Here is a 17,336-nt window from a genome sequence, read left to right as displayed (position 1 = left end):
AATTCGCAGCTCATGCGATGCCACAGGAGACTTCTACCTGGCAAATGCGGCAGTATCATCGACGCAGTGCCGGTGCTCAGCCGTGCCAGGCCGCGACGTTCGTCCCCACAGGACCCGAGGAGCAGATCCGCCATGACCCGTTCCGTGCGCCGAACCCGGCGGATACTGCAGATGACGAGCACGGGAGCCGCCGCCCTGCTGACACTCAGCGCCTGCTCCGGTTCCGGCTCTTCCGACGCGTCCGGAAAGGCAGGCGACGCGGCTTCCGCGAAGCTTTCCGGCACGGTCACCGTCTTCGCGGCGGCCTCCCTCCAGGAAAGCTTCACGACCCTTGGCAAGGAGTTCGAGAAGCAGCACCCGGGCACCAGGGTCAGTTTCAACTTCGGCGGCAGCGACACCCTGGCCGCGAACATCACCGGCGGCGCCCCGGCGGACGTCTTCGCCGCCGCCAGCCCCAAGACCATGAAGATCGTGACGGACACGAAGGACACGGCCGGCACCCCGGCCACGTTCGCCCGCAACCAGCTGGAGATCGCCACCGTGCCGGGTAACCCGCACAAGGTGGCCTCGCTGAAGGACCTGACGAAGTCCGGCCTGAAGGTCGTCCTGTGCGACAGCAGCGTGCCGTGCGGAGCCGCCGCCCAGAAGGCCCTGAGCGTCGGCAAGGTCATGCTGACCCCGGTGTCGTACGAGCAGGACGTCAAGGGCGCCCTGACGAAGGTCGAGCTGAAGGAGGCCGACGCGGCCCTCGTCTACAGGACCGATGTCAGGGCGGCGGGCGACAAGGTGGAGGGCGTGGAGTTCCCCGAGTCGGCCGAGGCCGTCAACAACTACCCGATCGCCCTGCTGAAGAACGGGCAGAACGCCCGGGCCGCCAAGGCGTTCATCGCACTGATCCGGTCCGGCGTGGGTCAGCGGGTCCTGAGCGGGGACGGGTTCCTCGAGCCGTGACCTCGCTCGACAGGCGCACAGCCGTGGCCGGCCCCCGCACGGGCCGGCCGCGGCGCCTCACCGGCACAAGGGGCCGACGCGGAGTACCGCTGCCCCTGCTGCTCCCCGGCGTGCTGGCCCTGGCGTTCCTGGTGCTGCCGCTCCTCGCGCTGCTCCTGCGCGCCCCCTGGCACAGTCTGCCGGACCGGCTGACCAGCGCCGAGGTGTGGCAGGCGCTCCAGCTGTCCCTGGTCAGCGCGACGGCGGCGACCGCCGTGAGCCTCGTCCTGGGCGTGCCGCTGGCCTGGCTGCTGGCCCGCACCGACTTCCCGGGCCGCGGTCTTGTGCGCGCGGTGGTGACCCTGCCGCTCGTGCTGCCGCCGGTGGTCGGCGGTGTGGCCCTGCTGCTCGCCCTGGGCCGCAACGGGGTCGTCGGCAGGTGGCTCGACGCCTGGTTCGGGATCACGCTGCCGTTCACCACCACAGGGGTGGTCGTCGCCGAGGCGTTCGTCGCGATGCCGTTCCTGGTCATCAGCGTCGAGGGCACCCTGCGCGCCGCCGATCCGCGCTTCGAGGAGGCGGCGGCCACGCTCGGCGCCTCCCGCTTCACCGCTTTCCGCCGGGTCACCCTGCCGCTGATAGCCCCCGGCATCGCGGCGGGCGCCGTACTGGCCTGGGCACGGGCGCTCGGCGAGTTCGGCGCGACGATCACCTTCGCGGGCAACTTCCCCGGCCGTACCCAGACCATGCCCCTCGCGGTCTACCTCGCCCTGCAGAACGACCCCGAGGCCGCGATCTCCCTGAGCCTGGTCCTGCTGGCCGTGTCGGTCGCGGTGCTGGCGGGGCTCCGGGACCGGTGGATGACGGGAGCCTGACGATGGCAGCCAACCCTGGGCATGTGCGACCGCACCGACCCGTGACCGAGACCGACGCCCCCGAGGCCGGCACCCAGGTGGCGGGCGAGCAGGGGCTGGACGCCCGGCTCGTCGTCGAACGGGGTGCGTTCCGGCTGGACATGACACTGACGGCCGCCCCCGGGGACGTCGTCGCCCTGCTCGGCCCGAACGGCGCCGGCAAGACAACGGCCCTGCGTGCCCTGGCGGGACTGGTCCCGCTCACCGAGGGCCGTCTGCGGCTGGACGGTGCCTGCCTGGAGCGCACCCCGCCGGAATCCCGCCCGGTCGGTGTGGTCTTCCAGGACTACCTGCTCTTCCCGCACCTGTCCGCCCTGGACAACATCGCCTTCGGGCCGCGCTGCCAGGGCGCCGGCAAGGCCGAGGCCCGCGCGCAGGCCGCCACCTGGCTGGACCGTATGGGCCTGGCCGAACACGCGGGCACCAAACCCCGTCGGCTCTCCGGCGGGCAGGCCCAGCGCGTCGCCCTCGCCCGGGCACTGGCCACCCGGCCCCGGCTGCTGCTCCTGGACGAGCCGCTCGCGGCCCTGGACGCCCGTACCCGCATGGAGGTCCGGGCCCAGCTCCGCCGCCACCTGGCCGAGTTCGAGGCGGTCGCCGTCCTGGTCACGCACGACCCGCTGGACGCCATGGTGCTGGCCGACCGACTGGTGGTCGTGGAGCACGGCCGGGTCGTGCAGGAGGGCAGCCCGTCCGACATCGCGCGCCGTCCGCGCACGGACTACATCGCCCGGCTCGTCGGCCTCAACCTGTACCAGGGGCAGGCCGAGGGGCACACGGTTCGGCTGGGCTCGGGACCCTCGATCACGACCTCGCAGGAGTTGTCCGGGCCCGCCTTCGTGGCGTTTCCGCCCTCCGCGGTCACCCTGTTCCGCGACCGGCCCGCCGGCGTCAGCGCCCGCAACCTGTGGCGCTGCGAGGTCACCGGCCTGGAGCCCCATGGCGACCAGCTGCGCGCCGACCTCATCGGCGAACTGCCCCTCGCCGCCGACCTCACCACCGTCGCCGCGGCCGAGCTGGACCTGCAGCCAGGAGCATCGGTCTGGGCGACGGTCAAAGCGACGCAGACCCATGCATACCCGGCCTGAGCGGACACAAGCCCTACGGTGAGGGCCATGACTCTGAGCATCCGCAACCAGCTTTCCGGCACTGTCAGCGAGGTTCAGCCCGGGGAGGTCATGGCCGTCGTCAAGGTCCGCCTGGACGGCGGGCAGGACATCATGGCCGCGGTCACCGCGGAGGCCGTCGAGCAACTCGGCCTCGCCCCCGGCTCGGCCGTCCGCGCCCTGGTGAAGGCGACGGAGGTCTCGCTCGCCACGAGCCGCGTCGAGGGACTGTCGATCCGCAACCAGCTCCCCGGCACGGTCACCCATCTGACCCTGGGCGGGGCCATGGCCTTCGTCAAGATCGGCGTGGACGGCGGCGGACTCACCTCTGTGATCACCAAGGACGCGGCCACCGGTCTCGGCCTCTACGTGAGTTCCGACGTGGTCGCCCTGATCAAGGCGACAGAGGTGTCCCTGGCGACGGCATGACAGGGTGAGGGCCCCGCCCGGAACACCGGACAGGGCCCTCATCCACGGCTCACTCAGTCCTCGTACGCGTCCAGCGGCGGGCAGGAGCAGACCAGGTTGCGGTCGCCGAAGGCCTGGTCGATGCGGCGCACCGGCGGCCAGTACTTGTCGGCGGCCGAGACACCGGCCGGGAAGACGGCCTCGTCACGGCTGTAGGCGTGCGCCCACTCCCCGCCCAGCGCGGCGGCGGTGTGCGGGGCGCCGTGCAGCGGGTTGTCCTCGGCGGGCCACTCACCGGAGCCGACCTTCTCGATCTCCGCGCGGATGGCGATCATCGCGTCGCAGAAACGGTCCAGCTCGGTGATGTCCTCGGACTCGGTCGGCTCGATCATCAGCGTGCCGGCCACCGGGAAGGACATCGTCGGCGCGTGGAAGCCGTAGTCGATGAGGCGCTTGGCCACGTCGTCCACGGTGACGCCGGTCGCCTTGGTCAGCGGGCGCAGGTCGATGATGCACTCGTGCGCGACCAGACCGCCGGGGCCGGTGTAGAGCACCGGGTAGTGCGGCTCCAGGCGCTTGGCGATGTAGTTCGCGGAGAGCACGGCCACCTGCGTGGCGCGCTTGAGACCCTCGCCGCCCATCAGCCGGACGTAGGCCCAGGAGATGGGCAGGATGCCCGCACTGCCCCACGGCGCCGCCGAGATCGGGCCGACGCCCGTCTCCGGGCCGGCGGCCGGCTGGAGCGGGTGGTTGGGCAGGTACGGCGCCAGGTGCGAGCGGACCGCGACCGGGCCGACGCCGGGGCCGCCGCCGCCGTGCGGGATGCAGAAGGTCTTGTGCAGGTTCAGGTGCGAGACGTCACCGCCGAAGTGGCCCGGCTTGGCGAGGCCGACCAGCGCGTTGAGGTTCGCGCCGTCGACGTACACCTGACCGCCCGCCTCGTGGACCTGGGCACAGATGTCGGCGACGTGCTCCTCGAACACGCCGTGCGTCGACGGATAGGTGATCATGAGCACGGCCAGCTCGTCGCGGTGCTGCTCGATCTTGGCGCGCAGGTCCTCGACGTCGACCTCGCCGTCCTCGGCGGTCTTGACGACGACGACCTTCATGCCGGCCATCGCGGCGCTGGCGGCGTTGGTGCCGTGCGCGGAGGACGGGATGAGGCAGACGGTGCGCTTGTCGTCGCCGTTGGCGCGGTGGTAGCCGCGCACCGCGAGCAGACCGGCCAGCTCGCCCTGCGAGCCGGCGTTCGGCTGGAGCGAGACCTTGTCGTAGCCGGTGACCTCGGCGAGACGTTCCTCCAGCTCGCGGATGAGCGTCAGGTAGCCCTCGGCCTGCTCGGCGGGGACGAAGGGGTGCAGCTGGCCGAACTCGGGCCAGGTGACCGGCTCCATCTCCGTGGTCGCGTTGAGCTTCATGGTGCAGGAGCCCAGCGGGATCATGCCGCGGTCGAGCGCGTAGTCGCGGTCGGACAGCTTGCGCAGGTAGCGCAGCATCGCGGTCTCGGAGCGGTACTGGTGGAAGACCGGGTGGGTCAGGTAGTCGCCGGTGCGCAGCAGCGCCTCGGGCAGCGCGTCCCCGGCCGTCGCGTCCAGCGCCTCGACGTCGCCGTCGACACCGAAGGCGGACCAGACGGCGCCGAGCTGGGCGCGCGTGGTGGTCTCGTCGCAGGCCATGGAGACGTGGTCGGCGTCGACCAGGCGCAGGTTGACCCCGTTCTGCCGGGCGGCGGCGACGACCTCGGCGGCCTTGCCGGGCACCCGCGCGGTGAGCGTGTCGAAGTAGGCGGCGTGGACGATCTCGACACCGCCGGCCTTCAGGCCCTCGGCGAGGACGGCGGCGTAGCGGTGGGTGCGCCGCGCGATGGTCCTCAGGCCCTCCGGGCCGTGGTAGACGGCGTACATGCCGGCCATCACGGCGAGCAGTACCTGCGCGGTGCAGATGTTGCTGGTGGCCTTCTCGCGGCGGATGTGCTGCTCACGGGTCTGCAGGGCCAGGCGGTACGCCTTGTTGCCGTCGGCGTCGACGGAGACGCCCACGAGACGGCCGGGCAGGCTGCGCGCGAACTTCTCGTGCACCGCCATGTAGCCCGCGTGCGGCCCGCCGAAGCCCATCGGCACACCGAAGCGCTGGGTGGTGCCGATCGCGATGTCGGCACCCAGCTCGCCGGGCGAGGTCAGCAGGGTCAGGGCGAGCAGGTCGGCGGCGACGGTGACGAGCGCGCCGAGCTCGTGCGCCTGGTCGATGACCGGCTTGATGTCCCGTACGGCACCGGAGGCGCCCGGGTACTGGACGAGGACGCCGTTGATCTCGCGGGCGGCGATGCCGGCCGGGATGCCCTCGCTGAGGTCGGCGACGACCACCTCGACACCGGTCGGCTCGGCACGCGTCTCGATCACGGCGATGGTCTGCGGCAGCGCGTCCGCGTCGACCAGGAACAGGCCCTTCTTGTTCTTGCCCATGCGCCGGGACAGCGCCATCGCCTCGGCCGCGGCGGTGCCCTCGTCCAGCAGGGAGGCACTGGAGGTGGGCAGGCCGGTGAGGTCGGCGACCACCGTCTGGAAGTTCAGCAGGGCCTCCAGGCGGCCCTGGGAGATCTCCGGCTGGTACGGCGTGTAAGCGGTGTACCAGGCCGGGTTCTCCATGATGTTGCGCAGGATGACGGGCGGCGTGAAGGTGCCGTGGTAGCCCAGGCCGATCATGGAGTCGAGGACCTGGTTGCGGTCGGCGAGCGAACGCAGCTCGGCGAGCACCTCGGCCTCCGTCCGGGCCTCCGGCAGGTCCAGGGCGTCGGCGTTCTTGATCACATCCGGAACCGCGGCGGCGGTCAGCTCGTCGAGGGAGCCGTAACCGACCTGCGCGAGCATCTTGGCCCGCGCCTCCTGGTCGGGCCCGATGTGGCGCTGCTCGAAGGGGATGCCCGCTTCGAGCTCGGACAGCGGAACGTGTGGGGCGGTCATTGCGGAGGCCTCCTGGTCTGGCGCGACCTGCGAGGGGCACCACGACGCGGGTGCCCGGACGGCCTCCCCCTCTGTCATCTCAACCTGAGAGCTTCACCGGGCGCCCGAGGACGCCGGCTTTCACCGTCGGTGAGGGCGGACGCCTTCGACACCTGCCCTGCTTTCCAGAGTGACCTCGTCCGTGCGGTACGTGAGCCTGAGAGATTCCGGGGAGGATTTGCTCCTTCGGCGCCTCCGACGTGGTCGGAGGACTCTCCCGCGCGGGGTCAGCAGCCGCTGTCAGCCTACCAGCGAGGTCAACGCCCGGGCCTTCGAGTGGCCGCCTCATTGAATGTGCTCTTTTGTAGTCCTTACGGATGAGTTGCGACCAAGTGGAGGGAGAGGGACCGTGCAGACCGACATCGATCCGCGCAGCCTGATCGGCCGCAAGGCGTTCGACCGCAGTGGCCACAAGATCGGCACCATCGACGAGGTGTACCTCGACGACGCGACGGGTGTGCCCGAGTGGGCTGCCATACGGACCGGCCTGTTCTCCAGGGACGCGTTCGTGCCCTTGGAGCCGAGCGAGCTGGTCGAGGGCACCCTTCAGGTACCGTTCGACCGCCACCTGATCAAGGACGCTCCCGATTTCGGCGTGGGCCGCCATCTCTCCCCCGAACAGGAACTCCAGCTCTACCACCACTACGGTCTGGATGTGGATGTGCCTGAAGCCGTGCCCGACCACGACTTCGGCAAGCTGGCCGGCACGGAGGAGACCTGAGCCCCGTCCGCCACCAGCGGCAGCGGATCCGCCGGCTCCAGGTCGGGGTCGTCCACCCGGAAGGTGCGTACGCGGCCCGGCTGCGAGTACGGCGTCTCGAACCGTACGGTGACCCGCCCCAGGCCACTGCCCTGGACCCAGCCGTGGCCGTGGGCGGCGTGCCGTACGTCCTGCCCGGCGCGCCACTGCCGCTCGGCGGGCTCCGGCTCCTCCTCGGCGGCCTCGGGCACGGCCTGCTCGTCCTCCTCGGCGGACCGCTCGCCCGCGGCCTGGGCGAACAGGTCCTCCTGGGTGTAGTCGGCGAGGCCGGACACGCCGACGCCCAGCAGCCGCACCCCGCCCGTGGTGTCCACGGATTCCAGCAGCCGGGCCGCGGCCTCCCGGATCACCGCCGGGTCGTCCGTGGGCCCTCTGAGCGTCTCGGAGCGGGTCAGTGTGGAGAAGTCGTAGCGCCGCACCTTCAGCACGATGGTCCGCCCCGAGAGCCCGGCCCCGCGCAGCCGCCCCACACACCGGTCGGCCAGCCGCCGTACCTCGAGGCCGACCCGCAGCCGGTCGTGGATGTCGACGTCGTAGGTGTCCTCCACCGACACCGACTTGGTCTCCCGCTCGGCCACCACGGGCCGCTCGTCGCGAGCCAGCGCCATGGCGTACAACGCGTGCCCGTGAGCCTTGCCCAGCAGTCGTACGAGTTCGTCCTCGCCCGCCTCGGCCAGTTCCTCGACCGTGGTGATCCCGGCACGCCGCAGATGGTCCCCGGTGGCCGGTCCGACCCCCGGCAGGGTCCGCACCGGCATGGGCGCGAGAAGCGCGCGCTCCGATCCCGGCTCTATGAGCACGAGCCCGTCAGGCTTGGCCTGCTCGGAGGCGATCTTCGCCAGCATCTTGGAGGCGGCGAGGCCCACTGAGCCGGTCAGCCCCGTCACCGCCAGGATGTCCGCACGCAGCTTCGCTCCGGCCAGTCGCGCCGACTCCTCGTCGCAGGCGGCTCCCCCGGCCTCCAGGTCCACGAACGCCTCGTCCAGGCTCAGCGGCTCCACCAGCGGCGACAGCTCCCGCAGCAGGGCCATCACCTGCTCGCTGACCGAACGGTAGAGACCGAAGCGCGGCACGAGATAGGCCGCGTGGGGTGCCAGTCGGCGCGCCTGGGCCATGGGCATCGCCGAGTGGACGCCGAAGGCCCGAGCCTCGTACGACGCGGTGGCCACCACACCGCGCGGGCCGAGCCCGCCCACGATCACGGCCTTTCCCCGCAGGCTCGGCTTGGACGCCTGCTCCACCGAGGCGAAGAAGGCATCCATGTCGAGATGCAGGATCGTGGGCGTGTTTCTCACAACTCCGATGCTGCACCACGGCACTGACAATGCCATGGCGCCGGAGGGGCGCCGCCGTGGATCCGGGGCTCAGACGGCCCGGTTGCGGCGCCGCGCCAGTTCGTCCGCCGGGTTGTGGCCGACGAGGGTCTCGCCGGTGTCGATGCGTTCCCCGTGCAGCTGGGAGAGGGCGCTGTCCACGTCCCGCCACACCACGCCCACGGCGATACCGAAGATGCCCTGGCCGCCCTGGAGCAGGGCGTGGACCTCGTCGGGCGAGGTGCACTCGTACACCGTGGCGCCGTCGCTCATCAGAGTCATGCGCTCCAGGTCACGGAAACCGCGTTCTCTGAGGTGCTGCACAGTCGTACGGATGTTCTGCAGCGACACCCCGGTGTCCAGGAACCGCTTGACGATCTTCAGGACGACGACGTCCCGAAAACTGTAGAGACGCTGTGTGCCCGACCCGTGGGCGGGCCGCACGCTCGGCTCGACCAGCCCGGTGCGGGCCCAGTAGTCGAGCTGCCGGTAGGTGATGCCGGCCGCCGCGCAGGCCGTGGGGCCGCGGTAGCCGATCTCCTCGGACATCTCGGGCTCCGCCGCCCGTCCGCCGCTCGGCACCGCCGTCGGCCGCTGCGGAGCGTGGTCGGCCGCGCCGCCGGGCACGGGGAACCCCCTGCCCGAAGGCAGCTGAGAGCTGGGGGGAGGGTACGGACCGCTCTCCCCGGAGCCGCGTCCGGGAGCACCCCCAGCCGTACCGTCGCCGCTGGTTCTCACGCCGACCTCCGTCCTTGACCTGCCTTCTCGACGGTAGGCAGTCACCAGGGGTGCGTCAACGATCGCCACACTCGGCACGCCGAGTGATAATCACCCTAGGAGTGGTTTCCCGTGTCCCACCGCGGGGAAAGGCTAGCCGAATGCGTGCGCGGGAGGCCGTAGGACGCTCTCAAGGGCCGGTGGCAATTGCCGCCGGCCCGGCCGCCGCAAGCTCCCCAGCCGGCCCGCTGACTCGCTGGTCCGGCCGGGGTTCTACTGGCTGCTGCTGCCGAAGTCCTCGGGCGAGATCTGGTCGAGGAACTCGCGGAACTTCTCCACCTCGTCCTCCTGCTCGTCCGGAATCGCGATGCCCGCATCGTCCAGCACCGTGTCACTGCCGTAGATCGGCGTTCCGGTGCGCAGGGCCAGCGCTATGGCATCGGAAGGACGGGCGCTGACCTCGACCCCGCTGGCGAAGACCAGTTCGGCGTAGAAGACGCCTTCGCGCAGATCGGTGATCCGTACCTCGGTCAACTCCTGCCCGACGGCCTCCAGCACGTCCTTGAACAGGTCGTGGGTCAGCGGTCGCGCGGGGGCCATGCCCTGTTGGGCGAACGCGATCGCCGTCGCCTCCCCCGGCCCGATCCAGATGGGGAGGTAGCGGTCGCCTCCCACTTCGCGCAGGAGCACGATCGGTTGGTTGGAGGGCATCTCCACCCGGACACCTACGACATCGAGCTCGTTCACACAGCAACCCTAGGCCGTGCCCGGGACGTTTGGGTAGTCGGGCCGGGAACAGGTGCCCGATCCGCAGGCCAGGAGGCCCACCGCTCAGGGCAGCCGCAAGCCGAGAGCGGTCTGCACGAGGGCAGCGTGCAGCTTGACGGTGAGCGCCGCCAGCTCCTTCGCACGGGCCTCGGCATAGGCCCTGGTCTGGGGGTTCCGGTGGCGCTTCAGCGGGGCCACCACCTGGTCGACGAGTCCTGCCTCCCGGTCGGCGGCGGCCTTCATGACCCGCAGATGGCGCGGTTCGATGCCGAAGCGGCCCAGTTCCGCCACGAGTGTCGCCACGGTGACGGCCTCGGCGTCGTACGCCCCGTCCTCGAGCGGAGCGATGAGCCCGTACGACTCCCACTCCTCGAGATCGCTCTCCTCGACCTCCGCCGCCGCCAGCAGCTCGGCCCGCCCGATCCGGGCCACCGTGGGTCCCTCGTCCGGCTCCCGCGGATCGTCCTTGGTGCGCTGGCGCCCCACCAGGGGCAGCGAGACGTCCTCGCCGCGCTCCATGGCTTCCAGATACTCACGGATGACCTTGAGCGGCAGGTAGTGGTCCCGCTGCATTCTGAGGACATGGCCGAGGCGCTCGACGTCCCCGGCGCTGAACTTGCGGTACCCGGACGGGGTCCGCTGCGGCTCGATGAGCCCCTCCGACTCCAGGAAGCGGATCTTGGAGATGGTGACTTCGGGGAACTCGTCGCGCAACGCGTGCAGCACCGTGCCGATGCTCATCAGCCCACTGTCCCTGGCGGCGGTACCGCTTCCGGCACCGCCGCTCGGTGTTTGAAGCATGGACCTTCCCTGGGGTCCCCCCGGACAGGGTCCGGGGGAGGTCAGATGCCCTGCCGGCTCGCGTAGAACACCAGCCGGTACTTGCCGATCTGCACCTCGTCACCGGTCGACAGGGCGACCTGGTCGATCCGCTCCCGGTTGACGTACGTGCCGTTCAGGCTGCCCACGTCGGCCACGGTGAACGAGCCGTCCGGAGACCGCCGGAACTCCACGTGCCGACGGGAGACCGTCACGTCGTCCAGGAAGATGTCGCTCTGCGGGTGACGGCCGGCCGTGGTGAGGTCGGCGTCCAGCAGGAAGCGGCTGCCCGAGTTCGGCCCGCGGCGCACCACGAGCAGCGCCGAGCCCAGCGGCAGCGCGTCGACCGCGGCCTGCGCCTCGGGCGACAGCATCGGCAGCGGCGTCTGGCCGGTCACCTCCGCGTCGTATGCCTCGAGGCCCGAGATGGAGATCGTGGACGTCGTCTCGGACGCGCGCTCCGGCGCCACTCCGGGGCGCAGCGGCGCACCGCAGTTGGAGCAGAAGCGGGCGTTCGCCCCGTTGCGGTTACCGCACCTCGTACACACCAGGACCGACATGGACGGACCCTCCTGCGGCTGCCCCGCCGGGGCGTTGGACGCGTACGGGTCGGGGGCAAACCCTCCACCCGCGCTTGAGGTTGGCGGTTGCCCGAAACCTATGCCGCCGGACTGGGCAGGGTCAACAGACGCCGCGCCCTGACCTCCCGAAATGTCACCGCCCGGACCAGCGACCTGGTCCCGGAACAGAGGGCGCTGGCCCTCCGCGTCTGGCTGTGCGCGATGGCGAGCGGTCGCGTTGGCGCTGCCCTCTCGCGCGCTCTTGCCGAACAACTTCGCAAACAACTTCACGGGCGATTCCCCTTGACCGAAACAGACCCGCCCGTGGGGCAGGACGAACCCTGATTGCCTACACCGGCCGATCCGGACATCCTGACAACGTCCGTATCCGCCAAACAGTTTCCACCACGCACCACTCCTTCGGTGCGCCGACCCCCCGCAACCTCATGCCCCTGCCGGATCGCCCCCATGCACCGTCGGTTCACTGGGAGGACGACCGAGCGTAGTCAGGCCGCTTCGACGACCGCAAGGCGTCCACGACGATCTTGCTCGACTGCTGGACGGTCACCGTGGCCTGCTCCTTCTCGAGAGTCTGCACCACGCCTCCGGGGATGTTCAGTGCCGGCTCGAGGTCCTGCGGCTTGCCGATGACCTTGAAACGATAGGGTGCGCTGATCTTGTTCCCGTCGACGCTCACACTCTTGCCGGAGTCCGCGAAGTAAGTGTTCGCGACCACGCGCACCCCGTTGACCTGGATCGCCTCCGCACCGGCCGCGCGCAGCTCCTGGATCGCGTCGAGCAGCATGTCCGCCTGGACCGTCCCCTTCGTGTCCTCGATCGTCATCGTGATACCTGAACCCTGTGCCGCCATGGTGCCCGCCAGGATGCCGAGTTGCCTCTCCTTCTCGGCGGTCTGCTTGCGTGCCTCGGCCGCCTGGTCGGAGCTGGTCTGCAGCTCCTGGCGCTGCTTGTCGAGTCCCTGCTTCTCATCCTGAAGACGCTGCGTACGTGAATCCAGTTCATCGAGGATGCGCACAAGATCTTCCTGCCGGGCGCCGCGCAGCGCGCTGTCGCTGTCGCTGTTCGACGCCACCTGCACGGCCAGGCCGAAGCCGAGGCCGAACAGCAGCAGTGCGACGATGAGTTGGGCCCGCGTCACACGCGGCGGCCACAGGCCCTTGACCAGCCGCTGCCGGCCGGTCAGCGAGTCCTCGTGTTTCTCCGCCGACGGCTGCCCGCCCGCGGGGACGGGCGCGGGCACCTCGTCGGGCAACTCCCTGCGCAGCCTGTTCTCGGACCACTCGTTCTGCTCGGGCCGTTCGTTGTTCTCGGGCCGGCCACTCTGCCCGGGGCGCTTGTTCTCGTCGCTCATCGGTCTCACGCCCGGAACACGTGCCGTCGGATCGCCGCGGCGTTGGAGAAGATCCGGATACCCAGGACCACCACGACACCCGTGGACAGCTGCGCGCCCACGCCCAACTTGTCGCCGAGGAAGACGATCAGCGCGGCCACGACCACGTTGGACAGGAACGACACCACGAAGACCTTGTCGTCGAAGATGCCGTCGAGCATGGCCCGCAGGCCACCGAAGACCGCGTCCAGCGCCGCGACGACGGCGATCGGCAGATACGGCTCGACGACCGCCGGAACCTCTGGCCGGACCAACAGGCCGGCCACGATTCCCACGACGAGGCCCAGTACGGCGATCACGATGTGCCCTTCTCAGATTTCTCGGTGGTCGGCTGTGCGGTGCGTACGGTCAGGCTCGGTGCGGCGGGCAGCGTGACGTCGCCCTGTGTGGAGATGGTGGCGCGGATGCCGAAGTTCTCCTCCAGGGCATGCAGGTAGAGGCCGTCGGCACTGTTCTGGAACCTGGTGCTCAGCCTTTCCCCGTCCCCCACCGCCAGCACGGTGTACGGCGGCACCAGCGGCTTGTTGTCGACCAGTATCGCGTCCCCCGCAGCCCTGATCGCGGACAGGGCCGTCAGCCGCTGCCCGTTGATGGAGACGGCCTCGGCGCCGGAGGACCACAGACCGTTGACCACGCGCTGCATGTCACGGTCGCGTACCCGCCCGTTGTCGGAGAACCCGGAGGTCTCGCGCGGGTCGGTGCCGTCGCCTCCGGTGCTGGCTTCCTTGGCGTCGTCCACGACCAGCTTGACACCGGGTCCGTGCACCGCGGTGGCACCCGACAGGATGTCCACCAGGGGCGGATTCCCACCGCTGCGCTTCAGGGCCGCCCGCTGGCGCGCGGCGACATCATCACGCAGCTTGTCCACGGTGCGCTCGAGCTTGTCCGCGTCCGAGGTCTGGCGGTCGATGCGGTCGATCAGCTCCTGGCGCTCCTTGGCCACCACGGGCGCCGCGACGCGCGCTTGGGCCGCGCCCACCGTGACGACCAGTGCGGCGAGGACCAGGCCGACGGCCAGCCCCAGTTTCGCCCTGAGCGTTTTCGGCATGCCGCCTTCGCCCTGCGACTGCTTCCGGGCTGCGGCCTCGGCGTACCCGTCGTCGAGGCTGTGGTCCATGACGTTGGTGATCAACGACATCGACGCGTCCGGACGCGGCCGGGTGGGGCTGCTCCGAATGGGGGGTTGCTGCGGCATGCCGCACATCGTCGCATGTCGCGAGCAGTACCTTCGAACGGCCCCACCGGCGTGCCGGACAGGCCCCCCGGGGAGACACGTGTCCGGCACGCACGCGTGCTGCGGGTTTTACCGTCCGGCGCTGTCCACGACGGACGACCACTCGTCCAGCAAGGCCTGCGCGGAGGCGTCGTCGGGCCCTTCGGCCCACAAATGCGTGACCGCCTCGGCCGGGTCCGGCAGCACCAGCGCCCAGCGCCCGTCGGTCTCCACGACCCGCACGCCGTCGGTCGTGTCGACGAAGCGGTCTCCGGCGGCCTCGACCACCCGCCGCATCACCAGTCCCTTGACGGCCCACGGTGTCGCGAGATCCCGTTTGAGGACATGCGCCCGCGGAATCCGCGCGTCGATCTGGCTCAGCGTGAGCTGCGTCCGCGCGACCAGCCCGATCAACCGTACGAAGGCCGCCGTGCCGTCGTAGACACCGCTGAACTCGGGGACGATGAACCCGCCCGTACCGTCGCCGCCGAAGATGGTCCCTTCCTCACGCCCCACGCGCGTGAGGTCGTCGGGGGATGTGGTGGTCCATGCGACCTGGGTGCCGTGGTAGGCGGCCACCTGCTCGGCGATCCGGGTCGTGGTCACGGGCAGCGCCACCCGGCCGCTGCGCCGCTCGGCCGCCACCAGGTCCAGCATCACGAGCAGCGCCCGGTCGTCCTCGATGATCCGGCCCTTCTCGTCCACGAGCGACAGCCGCTCGCCCACAGGGTCGAACCGGACGCCGAACGCGGCTCCGGAGGACGCCACGATCTCACCGAGCCGTTCCAGCCCCTTCCGGCGCATCTCGGCCGTCTCCGTGGGCCTGGACTCGTCCAGGCCGGGGTTGATGGTCAGCGAGTCCACTCCCAGCTTGCCGAGCAGGCTGGGCAGGACCAGTCCGGCGCTGCCGTTGGAGGCGTCCACGACGACCTTCAGCCCGGCCTCGGCGATGCCCGTCGTGTCGACATTGCGCAGCAGCGAGCCGGTGTACGAGTCGAAGACACTCGCGGGGAAGTAGAGATCACCGATCTCGCCGGGGAACGCCCGCCGGTACTCCTGGCGCGCGAAAACCCGGTCCAGCTTGCGCTGGCTGGCCTGCGACAGGTCCGCTCCCTGCCCGTCGAAGAACATGATGTCGACGGAGTCCGGGACCCCCGGGGAGGTCCGGATCATGATGCCGCCGGCACTGCCCCGCGCGGTCTGCTGCCGTGCCACGGGCAGCGGCACGTTCTCCAGGTCCCGTACGTCGATGGCGCTGGCCTGGAGCGCGGAAATGACGGCCCGTTTGAGCGCACGGGCGCCTCGGGAGTGGTCACGGGCGGTGGTGACGGTGGAGCCTTTCTTGAGGGTCGTCGCGTAGGCGCCGGCCAGCCGCACGGCCAGTTCGGGTGTGATCTCCACGTTGAGGATTCCGGACACGCCACGGGCGCCGAAGAGGTTTGCCTGTCCGCGGGACTCCCAGATGACGGAGGTGTTGACGAAGGCACCGGCCTCGATGGTCTTGAACGGATAGACCCGGACGTTGCCCTGAACGATCGATTCCTCGCCGATCAGGCACTCGTCGCCGATGACGGCGCCGTCCTCGATCCGGGCGGCGCGCATGATGTCGGTGTTCTTACCGACGACACAGCCGCGGAGGTTGCTGTGCTGCCCGACGTACACGTTGTCGTGCACGACGGCCTTGTGCAGGAAAGCACCGCTCTTGACGACGACGTTGGACCCGACGACGGTGTGTTCCCGGATCTCCGCGCCGGCCTCGACCTTCGCGTAGTCGCCGATGTACAGCGGACCTCGCAGCAGCGCGTCGGGATGCACCTCGGCGCCTTCGGCCACCCATACGCCCGGGGATATCTCGAATCCGTCGATGTCGACGTCGACCTTGCCTTCGAGGACGTCCGCCTGGGCCTTCACGTAGCTCTCGTGGGTACCGACGTCCTCCCAGTAGCCCTCGGCGACGTAGCCGTAGATGGGCTTGCCTTCCTTCATCAGTTGCGGGAAGACATCGCCGGACCAGTCGACGGGCACGTCGGGCTCGACGTAGTTGAAGACCTCGGGCTCCATGACATAGATGCCCGTGTTGACCGTGTCGGAGAAGACCTGCCCCCAGGTCGGCTTCTCCAGGAAACGCTCGACCTTTCCTTCTTCGTCGATGATCGTGATGCCGAACTCCAGCGGATTGGGCACACGGGTCAGACAGACCGTGACCAGTGCGCCCTTCTCCTTGTGGAAATTGATCAGATCGGTGAGGTCGAAGTCGGTCAGGGCATCACCGGAGATGACGAGAAAAGTATCGTCCTTCAACGCCTCTTCGGCGTTTTTCACGCTTCCGGCGGTACCGAGTGGCTTCTCCTCATTGGCGTACGTGAGCTCCATTCCGAGCTCCTCGCCGTCGCCGAAGTAGTTCTTGACGAGCGATGCCAGGAACTGCACGGTGACAACGGTCTCGTTGAGTCCGTGCTTTTTGAGCAGCCGCAGCACGTGCTCCATGATCGGGCGGTTCGCCACGGGCAGGAGCGGCTTGGGCATGCTAGAGGTCATGGGGCGCAGGCGCGTGCCTTCGCCTCCGGCCATCACGACGGCCTTCATGTCGGAAGCGTCCTCCTCCAAGAGACGACGGTCTAGCCGACTTCACCCGTTCAGATTGTCCCGCACTTTTCCATCACGGGCCATCGAAGCGCTACGTCCGGACAATCGCTGAGCTCAATCGGCCATGGCGTCCGCACGAACCAATCGGCGGACTTGCACCATGTAGAGCACTCCTGCCCACCAGTAGAGGGTTGTACCCCATCCGGCGAACGCCCATCCGAAAACAGCGGCGAGTGACGCGATCCAACCACTTCCGTCGCTGAGGAGCAGGAGCGGGAAGGCATACATCAAGTTGAAGGTAGCGGCTTTCCCCAGGAAGTTCACCTGGGGCGGCGGATATCCGTGGCGCCTGAGGATACCCACCATCACCAGCAGAACCAGTTCTCGCAGGAGCAGTACTGCGGTCAACCAGATCGGCAGGATGTCCCGCCATGTGAGACCGAGGAGTGTGGAAAGGACGTACAGCCGGTCGGCGGCCGGATCGAGGAGCCTGCCGAGGCTGCTGATCTGATTCCAGCGCCGGGCGAGCTTGCCGTCCAGGTAGTCGCTGACTCCGCTCAGTGCCAGCACGAGAAGGGCCCACCCATCGCTGTGGGGGCCTCCGAACTCCGGCCTGAGGATCAACCACAGGAACAGGGGCACGCCGGCGAGCCGGGCCATGCTGAGGATGTTGGGGATGGTGAGGACCCGGTCTGTCTGGACACGGGTCTCCTGGACCTCCACCCGGGGGCCTCCTGTGCGAAACGAGTCAACGGTGCCCCCTGACCCTACCTCAACGCAAAAAAGCTCCGGCTCTCGGGCTGTGTGCCCAAGAGCCGGAGCTTTAAAAGGA

General features: G+C 69.7%; 16 protein-coding genes and 1 riboswitch. Of the genes, 5 read left to right on the top strand and 11 right to left on the bottom strand.

All coding sequences use genetic code 11. The features are described 5' to 3' along the window. Positions 1 to 132 precede the first annotated feature (132 nt). The 4 genes from modA to K7G59_RS28055 are packed head-to-tail and all read left to right on the top strand — an operon-like array spanning position 133 to position 3,379. Positions 133 to 951: a molybdate ABC transporter substrate-binding protein gene (gene modA / locus K7G59_RS28070; protein WP_225839032.1), complete on the top strand. Its 819-nt coding sequence runs from the start codon at positions 133 to 135 to the stop codon at positions 949 to 951. After that, the gene (gene modB / locus K7G59_RS28065) at positions 948 to 1,805 is read left to right on the top strand and encodes a molybdate ABC transporter permease subunit (RefSeq protein ID WP_374114292.1); all 858 of its coding nucleotides are present in this window, start codon (positions 948 to 950) and stop codon (positions 1,803 to 1,805) included. The genes modA and modB overlap by 4 nt, the downstream gene beginning before the upstream one ends. A gap of 2 nt (positions 1,806 to 1,807) precedes the next feature. After that, positions 1,808 to 2,932 (top strand): ABC transporter ATP-binding protein, encoded by a 1,125-nt coding sequence (locus K7G59_RS28060; protein ID WP_225839030.1) that lies wholly within the window; start codon positions 1,808 to 1,810, stop codon positions 2,930 to 2,932. Positions 2,933 to 2,959: 27 nt separating this feature from the next. Continuing rightward, positions 2,960 to 3,379 (top strand): molybdopterin-binding protein, encoded by a 420-nt coding sequence (locus tag K7G59_RS28055; RefSeq protein WP_225839028.1) that lies wholly within the window; start codon positions 2,960 to 2,962, stop codon positions 3,377 to 3,379. Between the two features lie 53 nt (positions 3,380 to 3,432). Here K7G59_RS28055 and gcvP read toward each other — a convergent pair whose 3' ends face one another. Next, the gene (gcvP, locus tag K7G59_RS28050; RefSeq protein WP_225839026.1) at positions 3,433 to 6,318 is read right to left on the bottom strand and encodes an aminomethyl-transferring glycine dehydrogenase; all 2,886 of its coding nucleotides are present in this window, start codon (positions 6,316 to 6,318) and stop codon (positions 3,433 to 3,435) included. Between the two features lie 174 nt (positions 6,319 to 6,492). Further along, positions 6,493 to 6,587: riboswitch (glycine riboswitch) on the bottom strand. 119 nt (positions 6,588 to 6,706) lie between these two features. Here gcvP and K7G59_RS28045 point away from each other — a divergent pair. Next, positions 6,707 to 7,078 (top strand): PRC-barrel domain-containing protein, encoded by a 372-nt coding sequence (locus K7G59_RS28045; RefSeq protein WP_225839024.1) that lies wholly within the window; start codon positions 6,707 to 6,709, stop codon positions 7,076 to 7,078. Here the strand turns inward: K7G59_RS28045 and K7G59_RS28040 are convergent. The 10 genes from K7G59_RS28040 to K7G59_RS27995 form a co-directional block, all read right to left on the bottom strand. After that, positions 7,000 to 8,412 (bottom strand): DNA polymerase IV, encoded by a 1,413-nt coding sequence (locus K7G59_RS28040; protein WP_225839022.1) that lies wholly within the window; start codon positions 8,410 to 8,412, stop codon positions 7,000 to 7,002. The two genes, K7G59_RS28045 and K7G59_RS28040, sit on opposite strands and share 79 nt — an antisense overlap. A gap of 69 nt (positions 8,413 to 8,481) precedes the next feature. After that, complete coding sequence (locus K7G59_RS28035) at positions 8,482 to 9,168, bottom strand: MerR family transcriptional regulator (protein WP_225839020.1); 687 nt, start codon at positions 9,166 to 9,168, stop codon at positions 8,482 to 8,484. Positions 9,169 to 9,420: 252 nt separating this feature from the next. Further along, positions 9,421 to 9,894: a bifunctional nuclease family protein gene (locus tag K7G59_RS28030; RefSeq protein ID WP_003988851.1), complete on the bottom strand. Its 474-nt coding sequence runs from the start codon at positions 9,892 to 9,894 to the stop codon at positions 9,421 to 9,423. Positions 9,895 to 9,978: 84 nt separating this feature from the next. Further along, on the bottom strand, positions 9,979 to 10,716 hold the full coding sequence (locus tag K7G59_RS28025; protein WP_225839018.1) for a MerR family transcriptional regulator: 738 nt from the start codon (positions 10,714 to 10,716) through the stop codon (positions 9,979 to 9,981). Between the two features lie 41 nt (positions 10,717 to 10,757). Then, entirely contained in the window at positions 10,758 to 11,585 is an 828-nt protein-coding gene (locus K7G59_RS28020) for an FHA domain-containing protein (RefSeq protein WP_225839016.1), read from the bottom strand. Positions 11,586 to 11,775: 190 nt separating this feature from the next. Beyond that, positions 11,776 to 12,666, bottom strand: coding sequence for a DUF881 domain-containing protein (locus K7G59_RS28015; RefSeq protein WP_225839015.1), 891 nt, complete (start codon positions 12,664 to 12,666; stop codon positions 11,776 to 11,778). Between the two features lie 5 nt (positions 12,667 to 12,671). After that, a complete protein-coding gene (locus tag K7G59_RS28010; protein ID WP_225839013.1) occupies positions 12,672 to 13,004 on the bottom strand; it encodes a small basic family protein in 333 nt (110 codons plus the stop codon). Continuing rightward, complete coding sequence (locus K7G59_RS28005; protein ID WP_225839010.1) at positions 13,001 to 13,909, bottom strand: DUF881 domain-containing protein; 909 nt, start codon at positions 13,907 to 13,909, stop codon at positions 13,001 to 13,003. The genes K7G59_RS28010 and K7G59_RS28005 overlap by 4 nt, the downstream gene beginning before the upstream one ends. Positions 13,910 to 14,008: 99 nt before the next feature. Beyond that, a complete protein-coding gene (locus K7G59_RS28000) occupies positions 14,009 to 16,504 on the bottom strand; it encodes a mannose-1-phosphate guanyltransferase (RefSeq protein WP_225839008.1) in 2,496 nt (831 codons plus the stop codon). A 114-nt stretch (positions 16,505 to 16,618) separates the two neighbouring features. Continuing rightward, on the bottom strand, positions 16,619 to 17,227 hold the full coding sequence (locus K7G59_RS27995) for a CDP-alcohol phosphatidyltransferase family protein (RefSeq protein ID WP_225839006.1): 609 nt from the start codon (positions 17,225 to 17,227) through the stop codon (positions 16,619 to 16,621). Positions 17,228 to 17,336 lie beyond the last annotated feature (109 nt).

The sequence above is a fragment of the Streptomyces sp. NK08204 genome, from assembly GCF_020400585.1.
Taxonomy (GTDB): domain Bacteria; phylum Actinomycetota; class Actinomycetes; order Streptomycetales; family Streptomycetaceae; genus Streptomyces.
The sequence above is the reverse complement of the archived record's forward strand: the minus strand, read 5'-3'. Positions and strand labels throughout refer to the sequence as shown.

What these genes read in the sequence shown, in the direction of transcription:
- modA (WP_225839032.1), top strand. Translation starts at nt 133, where the DNA reads ATGACCCGTTCCGTGCGCCGAACCCGGCGGATACTGCAGATGACGAGC.
- K7G59_RS28060 (WP_225839030.1), top strand. Translation starts at nt 1,808, where the DNA reads ATGGCAGCCAACCCTGGGCATGTGCGACCGCACCGACCCGTGACCGAG.
- K7G59_RS28055 (WP_225839028.1), top strand. Translation starts at nt 2,960, where the DNA reads ATGACTCTGAGCATCCGCAACCAGCTTTCCGGCACTGTCAGCGAGGTT.
- gcvP (WP_225839026.1), bottom strand. Translation starts at nt 6,318, where the DNA reads ATGACCGCCCCACACGTTCCGCTGTCCGAGCTCGAAGCGGGCATCCCC.
- K7G59_RS28025 (WP_225839018.1), bottom strand. Translation starts at nt 10,716, where the DNA reads ATGCTTCAAACACCGAGCGGCGGTGCCGGAAGCGGTACCGCCGCCAGG.
- K7G59_RS28015 (WP_225839015.1), bottom strand. Translation starts at nt 12,666, where the DNA reads ATGAGCGACGAGAACAAGCGCCCCGGGCAGAGTGGCCGGCCCGAGAAC.
- K7G59_RS28005 (WP_225839010.1), bottom strand. Translation starts at nt 13,909, where the DNA reads ATGTGCGGCATGCCGCAGCAACCCCCCATTCGGAGCAGCCCCACCCGG.
- K7G59_RS28000 (WP_225839008.1), bottom strand. Translation starts at nt 16,504, where the DNA reads ATGAAGGCCGTCGTGATGGCCGGAGGCGAAGGCACGCGCCTGCGCCCC.